Genomic DNA, 20,969 nt, shown 5'->3' with positions numbered 1-20,969 from the left:
ATATTTATCCATACATTAGAACAGAAATAGAGTTATTGAATATAATAACTAATGGTAGTAAATAAAAAAGGAGCGTATATATATTTGAGTATATATGTAGTCCGTCCAGGGGATTCTATATGGTCTATAGCCAGAAGATTTGGAGTTTCTCCGGACAGTATAATAAAGGCCAATGACCTAAATCCAAGGGAAAGTTTAGTAGTTGGACAATCAATTGTAATTCCATCAAGGGAAAGAGGCTATAGGGTTAAAGCAGGAGATTCACTGTGGTTTATAGCCCAAAAGTTTGGAGTTTCCGTAAACAGCATACTAAGTTTAAATAACATGTCAAGTTCTTCTGCTATTTATCCAGGCATGATACTTAGGATACCTGAAAAATCCAAAAACTATGGAACTATTGAAACAAATGGTTTTATACAACCTTCTACTGATGAAAAAGAAACTAGAATTGTAATTGATGCAGCACCATATCTAACTTATATAACTCCTTTTAGCCATCATATTAGTGTGGATGGGGGATTGACTCCACTTAGAGATGAAACAATTATTGCGGTTGGAAAAAATAATAGGGTTGCACCATTACTTTCAGTTACAAATTTATCTGGAAAAAACTTTGATACTGAGTTAATAGGAAAGTTCCTTAATGATGACAATGCTCAGAATAATCTTATAAATAATATGATAGATATGATGAGGAGAAAAGGTTATTATGGAACTATAGTAGATTTTGAAAGAATTCCACCAGAAGACAGAACTAAGTATAACCGCTTCCTGGAGAAATTAGTGGCAAGGCTTCACCCACTGGGATATGTAGTTGGAACTGCATTGGCACCTAAAACATATGATGTAAAAGCTGGTGCATGGCATGGAGCTCATGATTACAGAGCCCATGGAAGGATAGTTGATTTTGTAATAATAATGACTTACGAATGGGGTTGGTCGGGAGGCCCACCTATGGCCGTCGCTCCAATTAATGAAGTGAAAAAAGTAATAAATTATGCAGTAACTGTAATACCTCCTAATAAGATAATGATGGGAATGCCGCTTTATGGATACGATTGGACACTTCCATACACTCCAGGAGGAGAATTTGCAGAAAGCGTAGGAAATAGAGAAGCGGTGGATAGAGCAAGAAGATATGGAGCTGTCATAAGGTATGATCAAAAATCACAATCGCCATATTATAACTATATAGATGAAGAAAGGCGGCAGCATGTAGTTTGGTTTGAAGATGCAAGAAGTGTAGAGGCCAAATATAAACTTGTAAATGAATATGGACTTCGAGGTGTTAGCTACTGGGTTTTAGCAAAGCCATTCCCAGAAAACTGGCAGGTACTTGATAATATGTTCAATATTGAAAAAGTTATACCAGCTAGGTGATATGGTTAGAATATAACTGCTTAATATGAAAATTTTCATATTAAGCAGTTTTTTTGTACCTATTTTACATAAAAAGTATAATTCACTTTTTTAATGTCTTAATTTGTAGTTAAAAATTTATATTGATATACACATTAAAGAACACAAAAACAATAGATAAGGCTGCTATTTAAAAAGATTAAATGTGCGCTCGTTTTTTATTATCATTTAAATACAAGATGTTAATTAAACGTAACATACAGTTAACTAATTGAAACGTTATATATTTTACAAGATATATAATACATAATAGAATGGCTTTAAACCGTATTCCTATATTTGGCATGATATTTGCTTAGTTTATATTATGTAAGTCGAGGATTTGTTTATTACAAATTTAATTATGAATTAATGCAAATAAGTTTATAAAGGAGGATAGTTATGATATTTAGAAACTTTAATGAATTAATTGAGAAGGTTAAAAATACTGGATCAATGAAAAAGGTTGCAGTAGCTGTAGCACAGGATGAACATACCTTGCAGGCTGTATTCAGAGCAAGAAAAGATAATATTGTAGATCCCATATTAATAGGAGACAAAGCAAAAATAAAAAAGGTACTTGGCAATTTGAATGAAAGCTTATCAGATAGTGCTATCGTAGATGAGGAAAGTGATGTATTAGCAGCAGAAAAAGCTGTGGCATTAGTTAATGAAAATAAAGCAGATTTCATTATGAAGGGAAAAATTCAGACTGCAGATTTATTAAGGGCTGTAGTAAATAGGGAAAAAGGACTTAGAACAGGGAATATAATGTCTCATTTTGTTCTTAATGAAATACCTAACTACCATAAGTTAATAGTGACTACAGATGGTGGAATGGTGATGTATCCTGATGTAAATCAGAAAAAGCAAATTATTGAAAATGCAGTAAATGTACTTAGAACTATGGGATATGATAAACCCAAAGTAGCAGTTTTAGCTGCGGTTGAAAAGGTTAATCCTAAAATGCCTGAATCTGTTGATGCTGACATGTTGAAAAAAATGAATCAAAATGGAGAAATTAAAAATTGTATTGTAGAAGGTCCTATTTCTTATGATTTAACTATGAGTAAGGAATCTGCAGAAATTAAAGGCTTTGATAGTCCTGTTACAGGAGATGCTGATATTTTGATTGTGCCGAACATTACTGCAGGGAATATATTGGGAAAATGTTTGGTATATTCTGCAGGGTCTAAAATGGCAGGATTTATTGTTGGAGCAAAGGTTCCTATTGTTTTAACATCAAGGGGAGCTTCTGCTGAAGAAAAATATTTATCATTAGTATTATCTGCATCTGCAGTTAAGTAATTAAAGAATAAAACATGTACTAAGGAGAGTGAAAATATGAAGAAATTATTAACAGCAAATGAAGCAGTAGCTCGGGGTGCTTATGAATCAGGAATAACCTATGCAGCAGCATATCCAGGCACACCAAGTACTGAAATAATGGAAAATATAGCAACTTATAAAGGTGATATTATTGCAGAATGGGCACCAAATGAGAAAGTTGCATTGGAGTCAGTAATAGGTGCATCAATTGCAGGAGCAAGAACATTGGCATCTATGAAACATGTTGGTGTAAATGTTGCAGCTGATCCATTATTTACATTTGCCTATACAGGTGTAAATGGAGGAATGGTATTAATAAGTGCCGATGATCCAGGATTACATTCATCCCAAAATGAACAGGATAATAGACATTATGCTAAATCTTCAAAAATTCCTATGTTGGAGCCAAGTAATAGCCAGGAATCAAAAGATATGGTTAAGGTTGCTATGGAATTAAGTGAAAAGTATGATACTCCCGTAATGATGAGAATGACTACAAGGGTATGCCACAGTAAGTCCTTAGTTGAGATAGGTGAGAGAACTGAAGTACTTAAAAAACCTTATGTGAAAAGTCTTCAAAAATATGATGTAGTACCAGCAGTATCAAAGGTATTGCATGAAAAAGTTGAAGAAAGACTTAATAAACTTGAAGAACTTTCCAATAAAACACCATTGAATTTTATTGAATGGAATGACAAGAAAGTAGGCATCATTTCAGCAGGTGTTGCTTATCAGTATGCAAGGGAAGTATTTGGAACAAATGCATCTTATCTTAAGTTAGGTTTTACATACCCACTTCCAATGGAAAAAATAAGAGAATTTGCAAAACAAGTTGATACTCTTTACGTAATTGAAGAACTTGATCCTTTTATGGAAGAACAAATAAAGGCTGCAGGTATTAATTGCATTGGTAAGGGGAAAATACCTATTACGGGAGAACTTAACCCTGATATAATTGCAAAAGTATTGCTTGGAAAAGAAAATAAAACAATAAGCTATGATGAGTCTATACTTGCTAAAAGACCACCTGTGTTGTGTGCAGGCTGTCCACATAGGGGATTTTTCTACGAGCTTTCTAAAAGAAAAAATGTTATGGTGTCAAGTGATATTGGATGTTATGGCTTAAGCAATGCTGCTCCACTTAATGCAAAAGATACATCTATGTGTATGGGAGCAGGTTTTAGTATGGCTCATGGAGCTCAGAAAGTATTCAATAAATTTAATGATAACATGAGAGTTGTTGCTGTACTTGGTGATTCAACGTTTTTTCATTCTGGAATGACAAGTCTTCTTGATGCTGTTTATAACAGAAGTAATGCCGTTTTCTGTATACTTGATAACAGAATTACAGGAATGACAGGACATCAGCAAAATCCAGGCACTGGATTTACACTTCAAGGAGATCCTACTAATTTGACAGATGTTGAAGCAGTAGTTAAGGCACTAGGTGTTAAAAAGATTAAAGTAATTAATCCATTGAAGCTAGATGAAGTGAAGGAAGCATTGGATTGGGGACTAACACAGGACGAACCTGCTGTTATAATAACAAAATGGCCTTGTGTGCTTAAAAAGCCTTCACAAAAAGATAAGGATGATTTTGGAGACTACAAGGGATTATGTAGTATTGATGAAGAAAAATGTGTAGGTTGTAAAGCTTGTATGAAGACAGGATGTCCTGCACTTATATCTGATAAAAACAGTAAAAAAGTAACAATTGATAAAACTCAGTGTGTGGCATGTGAACTTTGTGTTCAAGTATGTCCTAGAAATGCTATTAGTAGGGTGGGTGAATAATATGAATGATACGATAGAAATAAAAAATGTTATGCTGTGTGGAGTAGGCGGGCAAGGTACTATACTTGCTAGTAAGATATTATCTACAGGCCTTGTAGATGCTGGATACGATGTAAAAATGGCTGAAATTCACGGTATGTCGCAAAGAGGAGGAAGTGTTACTACACAGGTTAGATATGGCAAAAAAGTATATTCGCCAATTATAGGAAATGGCTCTGCAGATATTCTTGTTTCTTTTGAAGCTATGGAAGCATTAAGATATTTAAAGGAATTAAAGCCAGATGGACATGTAGTAGTAAATGAATATAAGATTCCAACTTCTACAACGCTTGCTGGACTAGAAGAATATCCTGAAGATGTAATCGAAGTAGTAAAGAGTAAGGCTAATACAAATGTAATTGATGCTGCAAAAATTGCTGGAGATTTAGGAAATAAGAAGGCAATGAATGTGGTATTACTGGGTTCATTGATAAAGCTTATGAAACTTGAAAATTTAAATTGGGAAGATGCAATTAAGAAATGTGTAAAACCTGCTTTTATAGAATTGAATATTAAAGCATTAAATGAAGGAATGAAAGTAGTACAGTAAAGTTCATATTAAGAAGGCAAAATTTAATTTTGCCTTCTTAATAATAAAGAAATGATATTTATTATAAAATTTGTAGCATAAATGTTGTAAAAGGTTACTAAAGGAGGAACAAACAGTGGACTATGATATACTAGCTATCAATCCGGGATCTACTTCAACAAAGATAGCAATATATAGAAATGAAAAAGAAATATTTTGTAAGACACTAGAACATCCTGAAAGTGAAATTGAAAAGTATAATAGAATCCAAGATCAATTTGAGATGAGAAAAGATGCAGTCCTTTCATTATTAAAAGAAAATGATTATGATATTAATAAATTATCTGCTGTAGTTGGAAGAGGAGGAATGGTTCCATCTGTAAAACCGGGAGCCTATAAGGTAAATGATGTAATGGTAAATAGGCTTAAAAATAATCCTATTGTTGAACACGCTTCCAATCTTGGTGGATTAATTGCTTATGAAATCGGGAATATGCTTTCTATACCTTCATATATATATGATTCTGTTAGGGTAGATGAATTAAATGATATAGCACGTATATCCGGTATGCCAGATATACCTAGAACAAGTACTTGTCATGTTTTAAATTCAAGAGCTATGGCAATGAAAGTAGCAAAAAAATATGGTAAAAAGTATTCTGATATGAATTTTATTGTTGCTCATATGGGTGGTGGAATTTCTATAAGTGTCCATGAGAAAGGTCATATAGTTGATGTAATGGCTGATGATGAAGGAACATTTTCGCCTGAAAGAGCAGGAAGAATACCTTGCAAGGAACTTGTAGATTTATGTTATTCTGGTAAGTTTGATAAGAAAACTATGCATAAAAAATTAAGAGGAAATGGTGGATTAAAAGCATACCTTAATACGGCTGATGCTAGAGAAGTTGAAAAAATGATTGAAGAAGGAAATAAGAAAGCAAGGGTAGTATACGAGGCTATGGCATATCAGGTTTCTAAAGGGATAGGTGAACTTGCGACAGTAGTAGAAGGCAAAGTAGATGCTATTATTATTACAGGTGGAATAGCATATTCTAACATGATGACTAATTGGATAAAAAAACGTGTAGAGTTTATTGCACCAGTTGAGATTATGCCTGGTGAAAATGAAATGGAATCTCTAGCATTAGGAATTCTTAGGGTACTAAAAGGGGAAGAAGAGGCTAAAAAATATACTGAATAAAAATGGGACAAACATTATATGACAATGTTTGTCCTTTAAAATATAAAGAAAAAATATGCTATATATTAATGCAAAAGTAATTAGGAAGTTTGCCCATACAAATTGGTGTTTCCATACTTGTTGGTGTATGGTATGTAGTTGCTGGTGTTGATAAGTTTCAAAGATTGCTGTTTAAATTATTTGATAAATAAAGTAGCTCATATGAAGTGAATATTATAGAGCAAGCAGTGAACTATGTTAATCGTTATAACTTTTGATAATTCTTAAATTTCAGTATAAACTTATTTATAGAGTAAAGATGTATCTACTAAATGATAGTAAGGGATGAATATTTATGGATAGAAAAATAGGTGTCATTGCTTCTGATATGGAACTAAAAAATAGTTTTATGCAGTTATTTGCAAAAGAAGTCAATAAGGGTAACATGATTATTGATATTTTAAAACCAGATAATATGGAAAAACAGGGCATAATTCTAGAAAGCAAAGGTGTGAAAGCAATTATAGCTAGAAGCGGTGGATACCGCCATACCATTGGAAAAGTAAGTGTTCCTGTTATAAATCTAAAGGTAACTACTTTAGATATTTTGTATGCAATAAAAACTGCAAGTAAGTATAAGAAAGATGTAATATTGATTATCTCAGACTTAGAATACTTTGATTATGATGAGTGGAAAGATGTAATTAGTGAGAATGTAATAATTGAAAGGTTTTGCGATGCTGAAAACATAGAAGATAGAGTAAAGAAATATGCTGAAAGAAGAGAAAGTGTTGTAATAGTTGGAGGAGGAATTCCTTGTGCTTGTGCTAGAAGACTTGGTATGAATAACGTCCACATAGGTGCTAGTGATGAATCAATTTATGAAGTGGTAGCACGTGCTGAGGAATTAATAGACAATCTGAATGAACAAAAATTAAAAAATGAAGTCTTAAAAAAAATTTTAGATGGGGTGCACGATGCTGTTGTTGCAATAGATCGACGTTGTAATGTTATATTGTATAATAAAAAAGCAGAGGAGTTGCTAAAAAAGCAAGCAAGAAATGTGATAAATAAAAGTGTAGTAGATGTTTGTCCAGAACTTAGCTTTATGGTGGAATTTTTAAAAAATAATACTAGTGAGAGTAACGAACTAAAAAAACTAAAAAAAATAACGGTTATGGCAAATACTTCAATATTAAGCTTAGATGAAAATACCTATGGTGTTCTGTGTTCTTTTCAAGATGTAACTAAACTTCAAAGTTTAGAGAAAAAGGTAAGGTATGAATTAAATAAAAAAGGACTTATAGCCAAGTATAAGTTTGAAGATATTATTGCAAATGACCCTGTAATGAAAAATACATTAGCAAAGTCAATTAAAATAGGACTAAGTGATGGTACTGTGATGATTTATGGAGAAAGTGGTACTGGTAAGGAAATGATTGCACAAAGTATACATAACATAAGTAGTAGAAAAGATGGGCCTTTTGTGGCAATTAATTGTGCAGCTATTTCAGAAAATCTCTTGGAAAGTGAACTTTTTGGATATGAGGAGGGAGCATTTACTGGAGCTAGAAAAGGTGGAAAGCCTGGATTATTTGAACTTGCCCATAAAGGTACTCTATTTCTAGATGAGGTAAATAGTATTTCTCCTAATTTACAAGGAAAGTTATTACGTGTTTTAGAGGAAAAGGAAATAATGAGAATAGGATCAGATTATGTAATTCCATTAGATGTTAGAATTATAGCTGCTGCAAATGAGAAATTAAAAAGCAAGGTTGAAGATGGAACTTTTAGAGCGGACTTATTTTATCGATTAAATATTTTGAAAATGAGAATTCCTCCCCTTAGAGAAAGGAAAAAAGATATAATCCCATTATTTAAATATTACGTAAAAATTTTATCAAACGAAAGTAATGGAATAGAAATAAGTAAAGAAATTGAAAAAAAGCTTCTTGATTATCCCTGGAAGGGTAATGTAAGAGAACTGAGAAATATTGCTGAAAGGTATGTAATTTTTAGCGAATTAGATTTAGATGAAAATGAAAATGGAATTATAGAGGATAAAAGAGATTCTATTAGAGAAGATTATGATCCTAATGGTAATAACTTAATTGACCTAAAAAAAATTGATCGTTTTGTAGAAGAAAAAGTAATAGAAATGCTTGCAGGCAAAGGAATGACAAAAACGGAAATAGCCCAAAAACTTGGTATAAGCAGAACAGCTTTGTGGAAAAAATTAAATCGTAATGAGAATGGAGGGAGTACGAATGGTAGAAAAAAGTAAATTATATGGTAATAGAATAAGGGGAAAGTGTAAGATATTTAAAAAATATAAAATTAATGCTTTTTCAAAAAGCTTCTTATCAAGGAAAAGAAGGCGTTTGTCCACACTGTCATTCTAGAAACTTTTATCTAGATAGAGAGTCTACACATTCTATTTGCGAATTATGTGGTATTGAAGGTGACATTAAAATTGTAGATGGTAAGGTAAAATTTGAATTTCCAGAAGAACAGTTAGAACATGCACATGATACTTTATCTGGGAAATTTAAGCACGGTGATGATGTTGGAAAGACTATATCTACAATTGCAGATATGAAAAAAACTGATAAGTATAAACAACGTTTGGAAAGTTATAAAAACTTTATTACAGCAACAATGCCAGAAAGGTAAAAGTTTAAAATAAGATGATTAGTATAAAATTTTAGTTTAGCTGTAATATCAGGTATGGCAATGTAAAATGACCGTATTGAAGAAATTGAGCCTGTGATAAAAAGTCTGTAAATCAAATAAAAACATAAAGCTTTCTATGATAAAATAAAAATTATAGGAGGCTTTTTTTATGGCAAGGAAAAAAGATGTTTATAAGGTAAAACCAATGACAGATGGTAAGAGAAATATTATAACTTCTCTTATAAGTGAGTATGATATCAAATCTGCAGAGGACATTCAAGATGCACTGAAAGATCTACTGGGAGGAACTCTTCAGGAGATGCTGGAAGGTGAGATGGACAACCATCTTGGCTATGAAAAGTATGGACGCTCAGATGAAGCTAACTACAGGAATGGTAAGAAAAGCAAGAAAGTACGAAGTAAATATGGTGAAGTAGAGATTGATGTACCTCAAGATAGGAACAGTACATTTCAGCCGCAGGCTGTAGCAAAGCGCCAGAAGGACATATCAAGCATAGAAGACAAAATAATATCGATGTATGCAAAAGGTATGACTACAAGACAAATATCTGAAATTATTGAAGACATATATGGTTTTGAAGCAAGTGAAAGTATGATATCTAACATAACAGACCGCATATTACCAGAGATTGAACAGTGGCAGCAGCGTCCATTGTCTACAGTTTATCCAATTGTTTTCATAGATGCAGTACATTTTTCTGTTAGAGATAATGGTATAGTAAAAAAACTTGCGGCCTATATAATCATGGGAATAAATGATGCCGGAATAAAAGATGTGCTTTCCATAAATATAGGTGAGAACGAGAGCAGCAAATACTGGCTTGGTGTTTTAAATGAGCTTAAAAACAGAGGAGTTAAAGATATTCTTATACTTTGTGCAGATGGTCTTTCTGGCATAAAAGAATCTATAAATGCGTCCTTTCCGGACACAGAATACCAAAGATGCATCGTACATCAGATAAGAAATACACTTAAATATGTATCTTATAAACACAAGAAAGATTTTGCAAAGGATCTTAAGAGTATATATCAGGCTCCATCTGAGGAAACTGCTCATAAAAATCTGGAAATTGTAACTAAGAAGTGGAATGATAAATATCCAGGATCTATGCGAAGCTGGTTGAAAAATTGGGACGCCATAACCCCTATATTCAAATTCTCACCAGAAGTGAGAAAAGTAATATATACAACGAATGCCATAGAAAGTCTTAATAGCACATACCGCAGGTTAAACAGTCAAAGAAGCGTGTTTCCAAGTGATACTGCACTTCTAAAGGCACTTTATCTTGCAACATTTGAAGCAACTAAAAAATGGACGTCAGTCCTCAGAAACTGGGGTAAGGTTTATGGTGAACTATCCATAATGTATGATGGCAGACTTCCCCAATAAAATTTTTATAAAAATAACGCCTTTTTTCTTAGGCGTTATTGACATACTTATTTTTAAATTATATATTTGAAATTAAGACAGAAATAATTTTTTACACAGCTGTCTTTCTAAAATATCATAGAAAGCTAATTTACAGAAAAAATCTCACACTCTCAAGAAATTTGATATGGTTATTCTATTTAGTTAAGAAAAATAATATTTTTCAGGCGTTATATAACCATTAGAAGCATGTATTCTTTGCCTATTATAAAATATCTCAACATATTCAAATACAGTAGCACGAGCTTCTTTACGTGTTTTAAAGTGATTTCCATAAAGCCATTCACATTTCATTTTACCCCAGAATGATTCCATAGGAGCATTATCCCAGCAGTTATTTTTACGGGACATACTTGCATATAAATCCATACTTATTTATTAAATTTTGGTAATCGTTTGAGCAATATTGTGACCATCTGTCCGAATGTAGAATAACACTGTTAGTCTTCCTACATGTTGATATGCGTTGATTACTAATTCTTTTGTCATCTTTTTATATTCATTCCTTTCGATTCGCTCAAGGCACAAAATATAATGAAAATACTTGGCTTCGAGCAAATTTTTGTTTTATTATTAAGTCATAGGGGTTTCGGTATACTACAAATCACGGATGGGGCTGTCTGACTTGTCAGATGACCGTATTTTTATATGTGTAGGCCGCCTTTTCAAGCACAAATAAGTGTACCTTTGAGTACGCAACCTTATCTTTGTTTTAACAATATCGTTTAAATGCTAGACTGTCAGTCAATGCCATTTCTTCCTATAATTTTTAGAAACTTTTAAGTTTAGAAAGGAGTACCCTATGGCTTTGAAAATCGTGTATAAAATCTACGAACAAATATTGGAGTCCAGTGTACAATGTCTTAGAAAAAAACTGACAAGAAAGATGCGAAATGGATTGCTGACCTGTTTAAGCATGATCTTGTTGACGGTTATATTACACCTGAACAGGCTGGTAAATTAAAGATCATCAAAAAACATCTTGAAGATTTAGAATCCTGGAAAACAGAGTTAGAAGAACTAATTCTTTCGCTGGCCAATCCCTATCAGCAAGAACTTGATCTAATTCTAACTGCTCCATCATTTAGAAATCCCTTCTCTGAAATAACTGTGATTTTAATGACACAGTTTCAAGGTTATAAAATCAAGTCAGTTACCTAACCTTAACTTGCTGAATATTTAATTTTTAACCTTCATTCATAGGCTTTCGCTTTTTTTAATATTTCATTTTCTTCTTTAATTCCGTTTATAAAAAGCAAGGAGGCCGCGAGTTAAGAATGAATAGAAGTATCCAAGCCGAAGGCTCTTTTATAGAGATAAAACAGAATATGGGATTCCGTAGATATCTAAGTAAAGGTAAACAGAATATTTTGGCAGAAAATGTTCTGTTAGCAACAGCCCCTAGTTGAGTTGACAAAAATTATTGTTCCCGTATAATTAAATTGTACCTTTTTACAAATGAATAATAATTAATTATATAATATAGCTGATAATATATTAAATATTTGGATATACAAAGAGGGAGAAGAAAAAATGGATAACTCAAATGTGGAAATAGATTCCATGCTACGAAAAAAAATTTTGGATACTTTAGATAATCAATCTGCCATTAATATTCAGGTTAATTTTTGGCTTAATGAAATGATGAAATATCACGGAGTTAATTATTCTGCATATCGTATAATCAGACTTTTAAGAAGATATCCTGATGGAATTGAACCTTCAGTCATTGCTGATAAATTAGCTATTATAAGACAAACTGCAACCAATATGGTAGATGATTTGCAAAAAAAATATTTGGTAAAAAGAATTCCGCATCCAGTGGATAGAAGACGTGTTATTGTTAAATTAACACAAGATGGTATAGAACTTGCCAATAAATTAGTAGAAGAAATGGCAAGTGTACAAAACAATGTATTATCGCAATTTACTAAAGAAGAGATGGAAAAATATTTAGATATAAGAACAAAAATTATAAAGTATACGGAGGATGAAATTAAAAAAAGATATGCAGAAGAAGGTTAAAAATCTTTTGGTAAAAATACATCATATTTGAATATATGGTCTGAGTCAAGTACCATCAGCTGAACTCAACATCATAAACTTAAGAACTTTTTAGTATTACTACTGACATTTTTTATTGAATAAAGCGTTAACTAATTATTTGAAGTCAAAAAAGATCAAAAGAATCTTATTTCAATAAGGGTAAATTTTTCTTTAAACAATCCTATTGTTATATTTTTATTGACATTGATAGGATATTTATATTTACGTTTCTATGTTTCTTTTTCTATATTTTTATTTGACGAATGTAAGGTTCTGTAGCATATTATAAACAACTATTTGTGCCCAAAAGTTTTGATATACACATAGTGTTGCTTTCCCTGTAACACTTTTTAACTTCATTTTATTCTTCAGGGTATGATATTTTTTCTCAATTTTCCATCTCTAAAAATATAGATTTCCTATTTCTTTTCCACTAAATTCAATTGGAAAATTTGTTATCAAAGCGAGTTCATTTTCAGATGGTAATTTAGATAAAATGATTCTCCATGAAGTATACTTTTTTGTCCTTAATTTTTCGACAATTTAAAGATACTACTTACTAAAGATCTCACCTCACCTTTGGCATGATTATTAGCGCATTCTCTCAAAAATGAAAAAACTTTATAGTTTAATTTTTTACTATGCTGTAAATATCTCTGTTTTGAAATATTCATAACACAATATATGAAAGAGGCATTTTTTTTAAATCTATTAATATAGTTATTAAACATATAACCACCTCTGCTTTTATTTTAATGTATATATATAAATAAGGAAACCTGATAAACAAAAATGTTAATCAAATTCCCTTAAGTTTATGATGTTGGGCATTACCGGTGGTTGTCTCGATAATAAAAGAAGGTTGAATTTAGCTAATCAAATTCAACCTTCTTTTATTTTTATAAAAATTCATACTTAAAATTTAAGGGAATATTGAAAAATAATATTGTAATCGGCTTCATTATGTGCTAACATTTGATTATAAAGTTATTATCAAAATATTTATTATTTTGCGATTATAGTATATATTGTTTATAATTCCTTGTTTTATAATTCTATAGTTTAATAATAGATACGTATGATATATATAACTAATTTAAAGTTGTTATATTATATTATAAATTTATCAAATATTTTATTAATATTAAGGAGGCAAAATATGAGTAAAATCGTTGTAGAACCATCAAGAAAGGTGCCAGTCTTTGATGAAGCTGATATTTTAGTTATTGGTTCTGGTCCTGCCGGACATTCAGCAGCTATTGCAGCCTCGCGTGCTGGTGCTCAGAAAGTAATTCTTGTGGAACGTTATGGACATTTGGGAGGTATGGCTACAGGAGGCTTTGTTATTTTAATTCCGCATATGTCATTTGGAAAGGAAAGAATGATTGCAGGATTGCCACAGGAATGGATTGACCGTATGGGTAAACTTCCATATGGCTCTATCGGACCTAAAAAGGAAGAAACAGGAAGTACAGACTCAGAACTCTTAAAAAAATGGGCTGGTTATTGGGGGTTCGTACTTAATGGCAGTATTAATTATGGCGCTTATTTAGATCCAGATCAACTAAAAGTTGTATTCGATCAAATGATTAGCCAAGAAGGTAAAAAAATTATTCCTTATCTAGAATGTTGGGGTGTTGGCGCTATAATGGATGGTGATACCATAAAGGGTGTGGTCATTGAAAGTAAGGAAGGACGGAAAGCAATTCTTGCAAAGGTCGTAATCGATTGTACAGGCGATGCTGACATTTGTTCATTTGCAGGCGGTGCCTTTGATGAAGACCGTGACCAGTCACTTAGAAGTGCAAATACAGCATCTGTTTATCGCTTAGGCGGAATAGATTTTAGGTCATTTGCAGAGTGGAAATCAGATAATTTTCAAGAGTGGTATAAAGTTCATATGCCTAATATGGCTAAGATTACAGGTTTTAAGATGTCTCCTCATGCAACACCGCGTAATGATCAATGCTGGATAAATAACTGGCTTCCGAAATACTGCCTAGATATCAAGGACTTAACAGAAACACAGATGAGCGTACGCCGTACAATGTTTAAGGCAATAGAGTATTTGAAGAAAAATATTCCAGGTTTTAAGAATGCATATTTAATAGATATAGCACCCCAGACAGGTACACGTGGCAGCAGAAGAATTCATGGACTATATAAATTGACGAAGGAAGACCTAGGCAATACTTATGAACATGAGGACACCATATCAGTAGTTCCGCCATTCAATTTTAATGTTTGCCAGACACCTACTGAAATACCTTACAGGGTTATGGTACCTGTGAAAATTGAAAATCTTTTAGTTGCCGGACGTTCTTTCTCATCAACCCATGAAGCTAATGACTGGTCAAATCTTATTCCACACTGTGCAAGCTTGGGACAAGCAGCTGGAGTAGCAGCAGCAGTATCATTAGAAGATAATACAAACGTACGTCAAGTAGACATTAAGAAGGTACAAAAAATATTAAAAGATCAGAATGTTTATCTTCCAAGGTAAAGACATTTTATATTTAGGGGATGTGTAACCATATTGTTAAATAATTTTAGGTAATACAATATGAAATTGTGCGCAATAAAGCGAAAAAACATGGGAGGATAATATTATGTCAGAAGTTAAAAAAACTGATTTTGAAAATATGACATCCAAGAAAAAGACACTTTGTGCTATTGCAATCTTGATCTGTGGTTTTGCATATTGGTCTACTAGGTACAAGGCAAATGCTCTTCTGCCGATGATTTCAGGAGAATTAAACGGCCTTACATATTATTCATGGGCACCTATGGTGTTCAGTTTAACAGGTGCTATTGCCGCACCATTTTGGGGTAAGATGGGTGACATTTATGGTAAGAAAAAAATACTGCTAATTCTATTAGCTCTGATGATAGCCGGCGAGGGATTATGTTTTTCTGCTACAAATATCTGGTTTTTTATTGCTGGATATGCAGTTAATGGATTTGGTGCTGGAGCTATGCAGGGTACTTACATGGCACTTTTAGGTCAATTATTCCCTCCAACAGAACGTGGTAAAATAGGCGGAACTATACTTTCAGTAATGAGTGTAGTCCAATTGACCCTGCCTACATTTTCAGCCGTCATTTCAGAACACTGGACATGGAGATATGTATTTGTACTTACAGCAATAATTTTTCTTATAACATTTTTATTTGTAATGTTTACTATTCCTAATGTTACTAAAGAAAATGTTGATAAAAGAGTTGATATTTTGGGAGTTATAGCACTTGCAATTTCTGTTTCCAATTTCTTATTGGCTTTGTCTTGGGGAGGATCACGATATAAATGGAGTTCTCCTACGATTATTATCATGCTGTTAATAACAGCAACAATTTGGGTTTTATTTTTAAAACATGAAGCAAAAATCCCAGAGTATGCAGTAATATCTACTAAATTACTCAAAAATAAAAGCTTTTTAATGTGTTGTCTTATTTCTGTAACTATGACATTCGGACTTACATGTGTAGCAACTTATCTAAGCCTTTATGTACAAGGTGTTATGGGAGTTTCAGCAACTATTTGTGCAACACTTGAAATTCCAGCAGGCTTTATAGGTATTTTCATGGGCACTTTTGCAGGAATCCTAATGGATAAAACTAAGCATTATAAATGGATGCTTGTGCTAGCTCCTTCATGCACAGTGGGAACTATGTTGTTCTTTGGGTTTATGCCTGCTACAATAAGTTTAATGGCAATAATTGTTGTCAGAGCTTTTTATAACATATGCGGAGGCTCGTGGATGCCTTCTATTAATACCCTAAGTGCTATGTCCTATGTTGATCAGGAAGATTATGGTGTTGGCAATGGTACACTATTTTTCTTTACTTCATTAGGAAATGCCCTTGCACCAGCACTGCTTGGCTCTGTACTAAATGCTGCCTATGCTAAAAATATTGCAAGCGCTATATCCAATTTTTCTTTAACTCCAAAACAAGGATCATTGGTATCTACGGCACGTGTGTTGGTAAATAAAAAGTCATTAAATCAATTGCATGCAGCATTTACTGATCCATCTCAATATAATGTGGTTGTACAAGCTGTAAGACATGCTTTACAGATGTCTTTACGTACAGTATTCTTGACTGCAGCTGGTTTCATATGTATCGGTGTTGTTTCTGCACTATTGCTAAAGGAGATTCCTTTAGACCAGGTGCCATATAAGACAAAATTGAGAAAATAATTTTATCATGATTCATTTTCTTATTAGCATTCTTTTACGCATAAGTTAATAAGAATTATTTTTAACAAATTATCAAGTTATAGTTATATATCAATTAAAAGAAGGTTTAAGTATGACAGTAAAAGCATATATCATCGATGATAATTTGGAATATTTTAACAACAACAGTGAAATTAAATGCCATATAGAAAACAATTCTTTCGAAGATAATGACGCAAATACTGATAATGAAAATAAAGAAAAAAGTAGTCCTGAATTAAAATTTATTGTACCCGGTTGTATTACAGGAAATAATTGTAACAACTGTGGAAATTGTCATTAGATATACCGAAAAACAACTAAATTCCATAAAACAAGGGAGTGTCGCACTTAAGTAATTAGTGTGGTGCTTCCTTGTTTGTGCAAAATGGTCTATAGCAATTTAAAAATACTTATAATGTGGATACATGGATTTCTTAACTTCAGTGGCTGTTCATATGAAGATAGGGCTGAGTTAATAAATGTTATATTGGAAGAATTAAGTCATTGACAGTTTATCTTATATAGTGACTAAATTTTACATAATATATGGATTGATTATGTATGTGTAATCTAAGCATGGTTAACAAATAGTAAAAAAATAATTAATACAATTTACAGTATTTCTAATTTATGAAGTTATGGTCCAGCTTTAAATTTTGGCATATTCAGAATAAAAGCTTGATCATAGACAAATTTAGTGGTATGCTTTGCACAAATCTTAGAAAATCTTCCTCAAAAATTTCCCATTTGAGAATCTTTAGCCATCTCTAATTTTAGAGATTTTAAAATAACTTTGAAGTAATCAAACATGTCTATAATTCCTCCACCAGATGCAAAAACTGTATTAAAATACAAGATTATATCTGTCCATTTTTTTGTAATATTTTAAGCATCTGACGTGGTGCTGCCTGATTCTCCCTTATACGGGAGTAAGTAGAATATACATCTGTTAAATCCATCTCCTCAATAAATTGACTTAGCAAACGCACCGAATCATCATCTGGGATTATGTACTCAATATTTAGTGGAAGTTTTAATTGATAATTTCCACGATTTGAAGTATAATTTTTATGTAAATTAATGTATTTAGGCATATATTAATTTTACCATAAATCTTTCACTCTTCTGAGTGAGAGATTTATTTTTTTATATAATAAAAAACTGCCGCACTAATTTTTTAGTGTGACAGCCACATTTCCAAATAAATTTTATCCCGTATATTCTACCTTACACAAACCTATGGATGTTCCCTACCTCAGATTATATTTTAAACTTAGATACTTCTTTGTTCATGCCATCTGTCATGGATGCCAGTGTATGTGCTGTTGCGGCTACTTCTTCAGAAGATGCATTCATTTCCTCAGAAGATGCAGCTATTTCTTCAGATGAAGCTGAAACCTCCTCTGAAACGGCAGATATCCCTTCAACCTTCTCAAGGATGGAAGACTTCTCATCGTTGATGTTTTCTGTAAAATCATTAACTGCCTTTATTTTAGATCCTATATTGCTTACTCCACTGACTATTTTCTTAAATGATTCAATTGCAGTATTTACAACGGAAATCTGAGAAGTAAGTTTTTCTTTTATATCTTCTGAAGATTTTACCATTACCTTTGAGTCATTTGAAACATTTTTTATAAGATTACTTATATTTTTTGAAGATTCTGTTGTTTGCTCTGCTAATTCCCTGATTTCTTCCGCAACTACTGAAAAACCTTTACCTGCCTCTCCTGCTCTTGCTGCTTCAATTGCTGCATTTAGTGCAAGAAGATTAGTTTGCTCTGCAATACTATTAATTAAATCTGTTATTTCATTTATTTTATCTATGTTTTCGCCAAGCCCTGTAGTCTTTGATACGAAATCATTAAATGAATTACTTAATGTATTCATGGATTCAGCCAGCTTTTCCATTTCAGCATTGCTTTCTGTTGACATTGTATTTATGCCTTTTGCATTAGAATCCACTTCTTTAATAGAGTTATTAATTTGTCCTAATTCTTCACCAAATTTATTTAATGTAGTTGTAATATTTACTAAATTTTCAGCCTGGGTACTTGCACCCTTTGCAACATCCTGCATTGATACTGCAATATTATTTGACGAAGATGACATTTCCTCCGATGTTGCAGATAGGTTATCTGCATGACTGCTTATTTCAGAAGAATTTGTTTTAACAGTACTAATCATGCTTACAATTGATTCCTGCATGGTTTTTATGGCTCTTGAAAGTTCTCCTGTTTCATCTTTATTTTTTAAACCTTTTAAAGATACAGAGCCGCTCAAATCTCCTGTAGTAAGTACACTCAAATATTTAACTGCTTCGATAAGATTTTTAGTAATACTGTTTGACAACATGTAAACTAAAATAATACCTGCAATTATGAAAATTACTGACAATACACTTACCCAAATCTTTAAGACATTTGCTCCCTTTAAGACATCTGATCCTTGTGCAGTGATTGCAATTGACCAGTTTGTACCTTTAACAGGTGCATACCCTAAATATTTGCTTACACCAGTATGTGTATATTCTCCAATTCCAGATTCACCATTCATCATTTTTTTCTCAATATCTGCAAGAGGCTTAAAATTAGGATTCTTTTTAACATTTTCATTAACATTGTCACCCTTTAACACTAGGTCCTTATCAATATGAGCAACCGTAGTACCCTGTTTGTTTATCATGAATGCCTGTCCAATTTTACCAAAGGTTATATCTTTTGTCATATCGCTTAATGCATTGCCATCCCTTGTTGCAGCAAGTACTCCTACAACTTTATCTCCATTTTTTATAGGTGCTGCATATACCAAAACCATAGAATTTGTTGTTTTACTTAAAGTAGGATCAGATACGCTTTTTTCACCTGCCATGGCCTTCTTGAAATAATCTCTGTCTTTAATGTTAGTTTTCGTATCATCAGTAGTTTCAGCATCTCCATTCTCATCTGCAATATACATTCTTATATGTCCACTTCTTTTTACTTCGGCTTTTAATATTGCTTCTTTATTTCCCCATGAATTATTCATGTCACTTATCTGTGGTTCTGCTGCTATTGCTTCTAAAGCATTAAGCTGATTTTCTACCCTGCTTTGAACGGTTTTTGCAGATTGTTGTGCCATTTGAGGTAAATTTTCATTTAAATTACTAATTAGAGCATTAGATGAAATGTTATAAGAAATTAAACCTAATCCAATGCAAATAACTAGTAATAATACTCCAAAACACACTATTAATTTTGTTTTTATACTTCTCATAAAATACCTCCAATTTTATTATTTTGCATATATCATCATCATGTATAGTATACATCAAATTAACCCTATTTTTCTATATTTTCTCATTTTATTTGTAGAATATTGAGAATATATGTATCTAATTATGTTACTATTTATGAAAATGGTAAATCAAATTTGGGAAAATATAAAAAATATCCTTTTATTATCATTAAGCTACAAATGTATATTGTGTGGACTCTTTTAATTTTTTATTTTTAAATGATTTAGCATCCATGATAATTATCATAGAGTTTCTCTTTTTTAAAGGTAAGATATAAAAAAGAGATCAAGGGTATAAAATTTAGAAGCTACTATTAGAAGCTACTATTAGAAATTGATAGTATAAGGCCTTATTAATATAATTACTTGAAATAACATTAATAGAATTTTAAATTTCGAATTGAGAGGCTTGAAGTTTTTTTATGGTCACACAAATATTAATGATTTTATGAAGTCCTTTTTATTGCAAAATAATATAACTGTTATAAAAAGATAATCTGTAAATTTGTAGAGTAAACAGATTGTTTATAGACTTTACTTATTCATAGCTTATTTTGTGATATATTATTATATTCATAAACTCAGTAACTAGGCCACTTGTTGATGATGTTAATTAACATGGTCGGGAGGCCTACCTATGGCCATCGCTCCAATTAATGAAGTGAAAAAAGTAATAAATTATGCAGTAACTGTAATACCTCCTAATAAGATAATGATGGGAATGCCGCTTTATGGATACGATTGGACACTTCCATACACTCCAGGAGGAGAATTTGCAGGTACTTGATAATATGTTCAATATTGAAAAAGTTATACCAGCTAGGTGATATGGTTAGAATATAACTGCCAAATTAGTTTTTCATTATAATTTAATTCCAAAGACTGTTTAATGCTATTTTATATATGGTGTTAAACAGTTTTCTATTTAGCTTGCTTTTGTATAATTTACTATTAGTTTGTTTAATTTCTATGGATTCTTTCACTGATTATACTAATTGTTATAATAGATTTTTGGAGGATATCTTGACCTGT

The 20,969-nt window shown here is 32.0% G+C and carries 16 protein-coding genes and 2 pseudogenes; 14 read left to right on the top strand and 4 right to left on the bottom strand.

The genetic code is table 11. The features are described 5' to 3' along the window. Positions 1-84: 84 nt before the first annotated feature. The 8 genes from DMR38_RS14215 to DMR38_RS14175 all read left to right on the top strand — a co-directional run bounded on the left by DMR38_RS14215 (position 85) and on the right by DMR38_RS14175 (position 10,356). A complete protein-coding gene (locus tag DMR38_RS14215) occupies positions 85-1,380 on the top strand; it encodes a glycoside hydrolase family 18 protein (protein WP_127724075.1) in 1,296 nt (431 codons plus the stop codon). Positions 1,381-1,800: 420 nt separating this feature from the next. After that, on the top strand, positions 1,801-2,706 hold the full coding sequence (locus DMR38_RS14210) for a bifunctional enoyl-CoA hydratase/phosphate acetyltransferase (RefSeq protein ID WP_127721927.1): 906 nt from the start codon (positions 1,801-1,803) through the stop codon (positions 2,704-2,706). 36 nt (positions 2,707-2,742) lie between these two features. Further along, positions 2,743-4,521, top strand: coding sequence for an indolepyruvate ferredoxin oxidoreductase subunit alpha (gene iorA / locus DMR38_RS14205; RefSeq protein WP_127721926.1), 1,779 nt, complete (start codon positions 2,743-2,745; stop codon positions 4,519-4,521). A gap of 1 nt (position 4,522) precedes the next feature. After that, entirely contained in the window at positions 4,523-5,110 is a 588-nt protein-coding gene (locus tag DMR38_RS14200) for an indolepyruvate oxidoreductase subunit beta (RefSeq protein WP_127721925.1), read from the top strand. 115 nt (positions 5,111-5,225) lie between these two features. Next, the gene (gene buk / locus DMR38_RS14195) at positions 5,226-6,293 is read left to right on the top strand and encodes a butyrate kinase (RefSeq protein ID WP_127721924.1); all 1,068 of its coding nucleotides are present in this window, start codon (positions 5,226-5,228) and stop codon (positions 6,291-6,293) included. 334 nt (positions 6,294-6,627) lie between these two features. After that, positions 6,628-8,556, top strand: coding sequence for a sigma 54-interacting transcriptional regulator (locus DMR38_RS14185; RefSeq protein ID WP_127721923.1), 1,929 nt, complete (start codon positions 6,628-6,630; stop codon positions 8,554-8,556). Between the two features lie 56 nt (positions 8,557-8,612). Beyond that, complete coding sequence (locus DMR38_RS14180) at positions 8,613-8,945, top strand: TFIIB-type zinc ribbon-containing protein (RefSeq protein ID WP_243124302.1); 333 nt, start codon at positions 8,613-8,615, stop codon at positions 8,943-8,945. A 205-nt stretch (positions 8,946-9,150) separates the two neighbouring features. Continuing rightward, positions 9,151-10,356, top strand: coding sequence for an IS256 family transposase (locus DMR38_RS14175; RefSeq protein ID WP_175413132.1), 1,206 nt, complete (start codon positions 9,151-9,153; stop codon positions 10,354-10,356). A 183-nt stretch (positions 10,357-10,539) separates the two neighbouring features. On the opposite strand, the pseudogene DMR38_RS22335 reads toward DMR38_RS14175, so the two are convergent. Further along, a pseudogene (locus DMR38_RS22335) lies at positions 10,540-10,887 on the bottom strand (IS3 family transposase); the annotation flags it as partial. Positions 10,888-11,621: 734 nt separating this feature from the next. Here DMR38_RS22335 and DMR38_RS14160 point away from each other — a divergent pair. The 5 genes from DMR38_RS14160 (at position 11,622) to DMR38_RS14125 (ending at position 16,962) form a co-directional block, all read left to right on the top strand. Further along, entirely contained in the window at positions 11,622-11,804 is a 183-nt protein-coding gene (locus DMR38_RS14160; RefSeq protein ID WP_347562551.1) for a transposase, read from the top strand. Positions 11,805-11,928: 124 nt separating this feature from the next. Next, entirely contained in the window at positions 11,929-12,420 is a 492-nt protein-coding gene (locus DMR38_RS14155; protein WP_127721920.1) for a MarR family transcriptional regulator, read from the top strand. A 1,180-nt stretch (positions 12,421-13,600) separates the two neighbouring features. Next, complete coding sequence (locus DMR38_RS14135; protein WP_127721919.1) at positions 13,601-14,944, top strand: FAD-dependent oxidoreductase; 1,344 nt, start codon at positions 13,601-13,603, stop codon at positions 14,942-14,944. Positions 14,945-15,050: 106 nt separating this feature from the next. Then, the gene (locus DMR38_RS14130; RefSeq protein ID WP_127721918.1) at positions 15,051-16,640 is read left to right on the top strand and encodes an MFS transporter; all 1,590 of its coding nucleotides are present in this window, start codon (positions 15,051-15,053) and stop codon (positions 16,638-16,640) included. 112 nt (positions 16,641-16,752) lie between these two features. Further along, on the top strand, positions 16,753-16,962 hold the full coding sequence (locus tag DMR38_RS14125; RefSeq protein ID WP_127721917.1) for a hypothetical protein: 210 nt from the start codon (positions 16,753-16,755) through the stop codon (positions 16,960-16,962). 431 nt (positions 16,963-17,393) lie between these two features. On the opposite strand, the gene DMR38_RS22555 is transcribed toward DMR38_RS14125, so the two are convergent. From DMR38_RS22555 to DMR38_RS14115, 3 genes are all read right to left on the bottom strand, one after another. Then, a complete protein-coding gene (locus DMR38_RS22555; protein WP_279230784.1) occupies positions 17,394-17,516 on the bottom strand; it encodes a hypothetical protein in 123 nt (40 codons plus the stop codon). A gap of 2 nt (positions 17,517-17,518) precedes the next feature. After that, on the bottom strand, positions 17,519-17,755 hold the full coding sequence (locus tag DMR38_RS14120) for a hypothetical protein (RefSeq protein ID WP_347562530.1): 237 nt from the start codon (positions 17,753-17,755) through the stop codon (positions 17,519-17,521). Positions 17,756-17,921: 166 nt separating this feature from the next. Further along, the gene (locus DMR38_RS14115) at positions 17,922-19,916 is read right to left on the bottom strand and encodes a methyl-accepting chemotaxis protein (protein WP_127721916.1); all 1,995 of its coding nucleotides are present in this window, start codon (positions 19,914-19,916) and stop codon (positions 17,922-17,924) included. Positions 19,917-20,556: 640 nt separating this feature from the next. Here DMR38_RS14115 and DMR38_RS14110 point away from each other — a divergent pair. Continuing rightward, positions 20,557-20,749: pseudogene (locus DMR38_RS14110) on the top strand (hypothetical protein); the annotation flags it as partial. Positions 20,750-20,969 lie beyond the last annotated feature (220 nt).

The organism is Clostridium sp. AWRP (assembly GCF_004006395.2).
GTDB lineage: Bacteria > Bacillota > Clostridia > Clostridiales > Clostridiaceae > Clostridium_B.
This window is presented reverse-complemented; position numbering and strand designations above follow the sequence as displayed.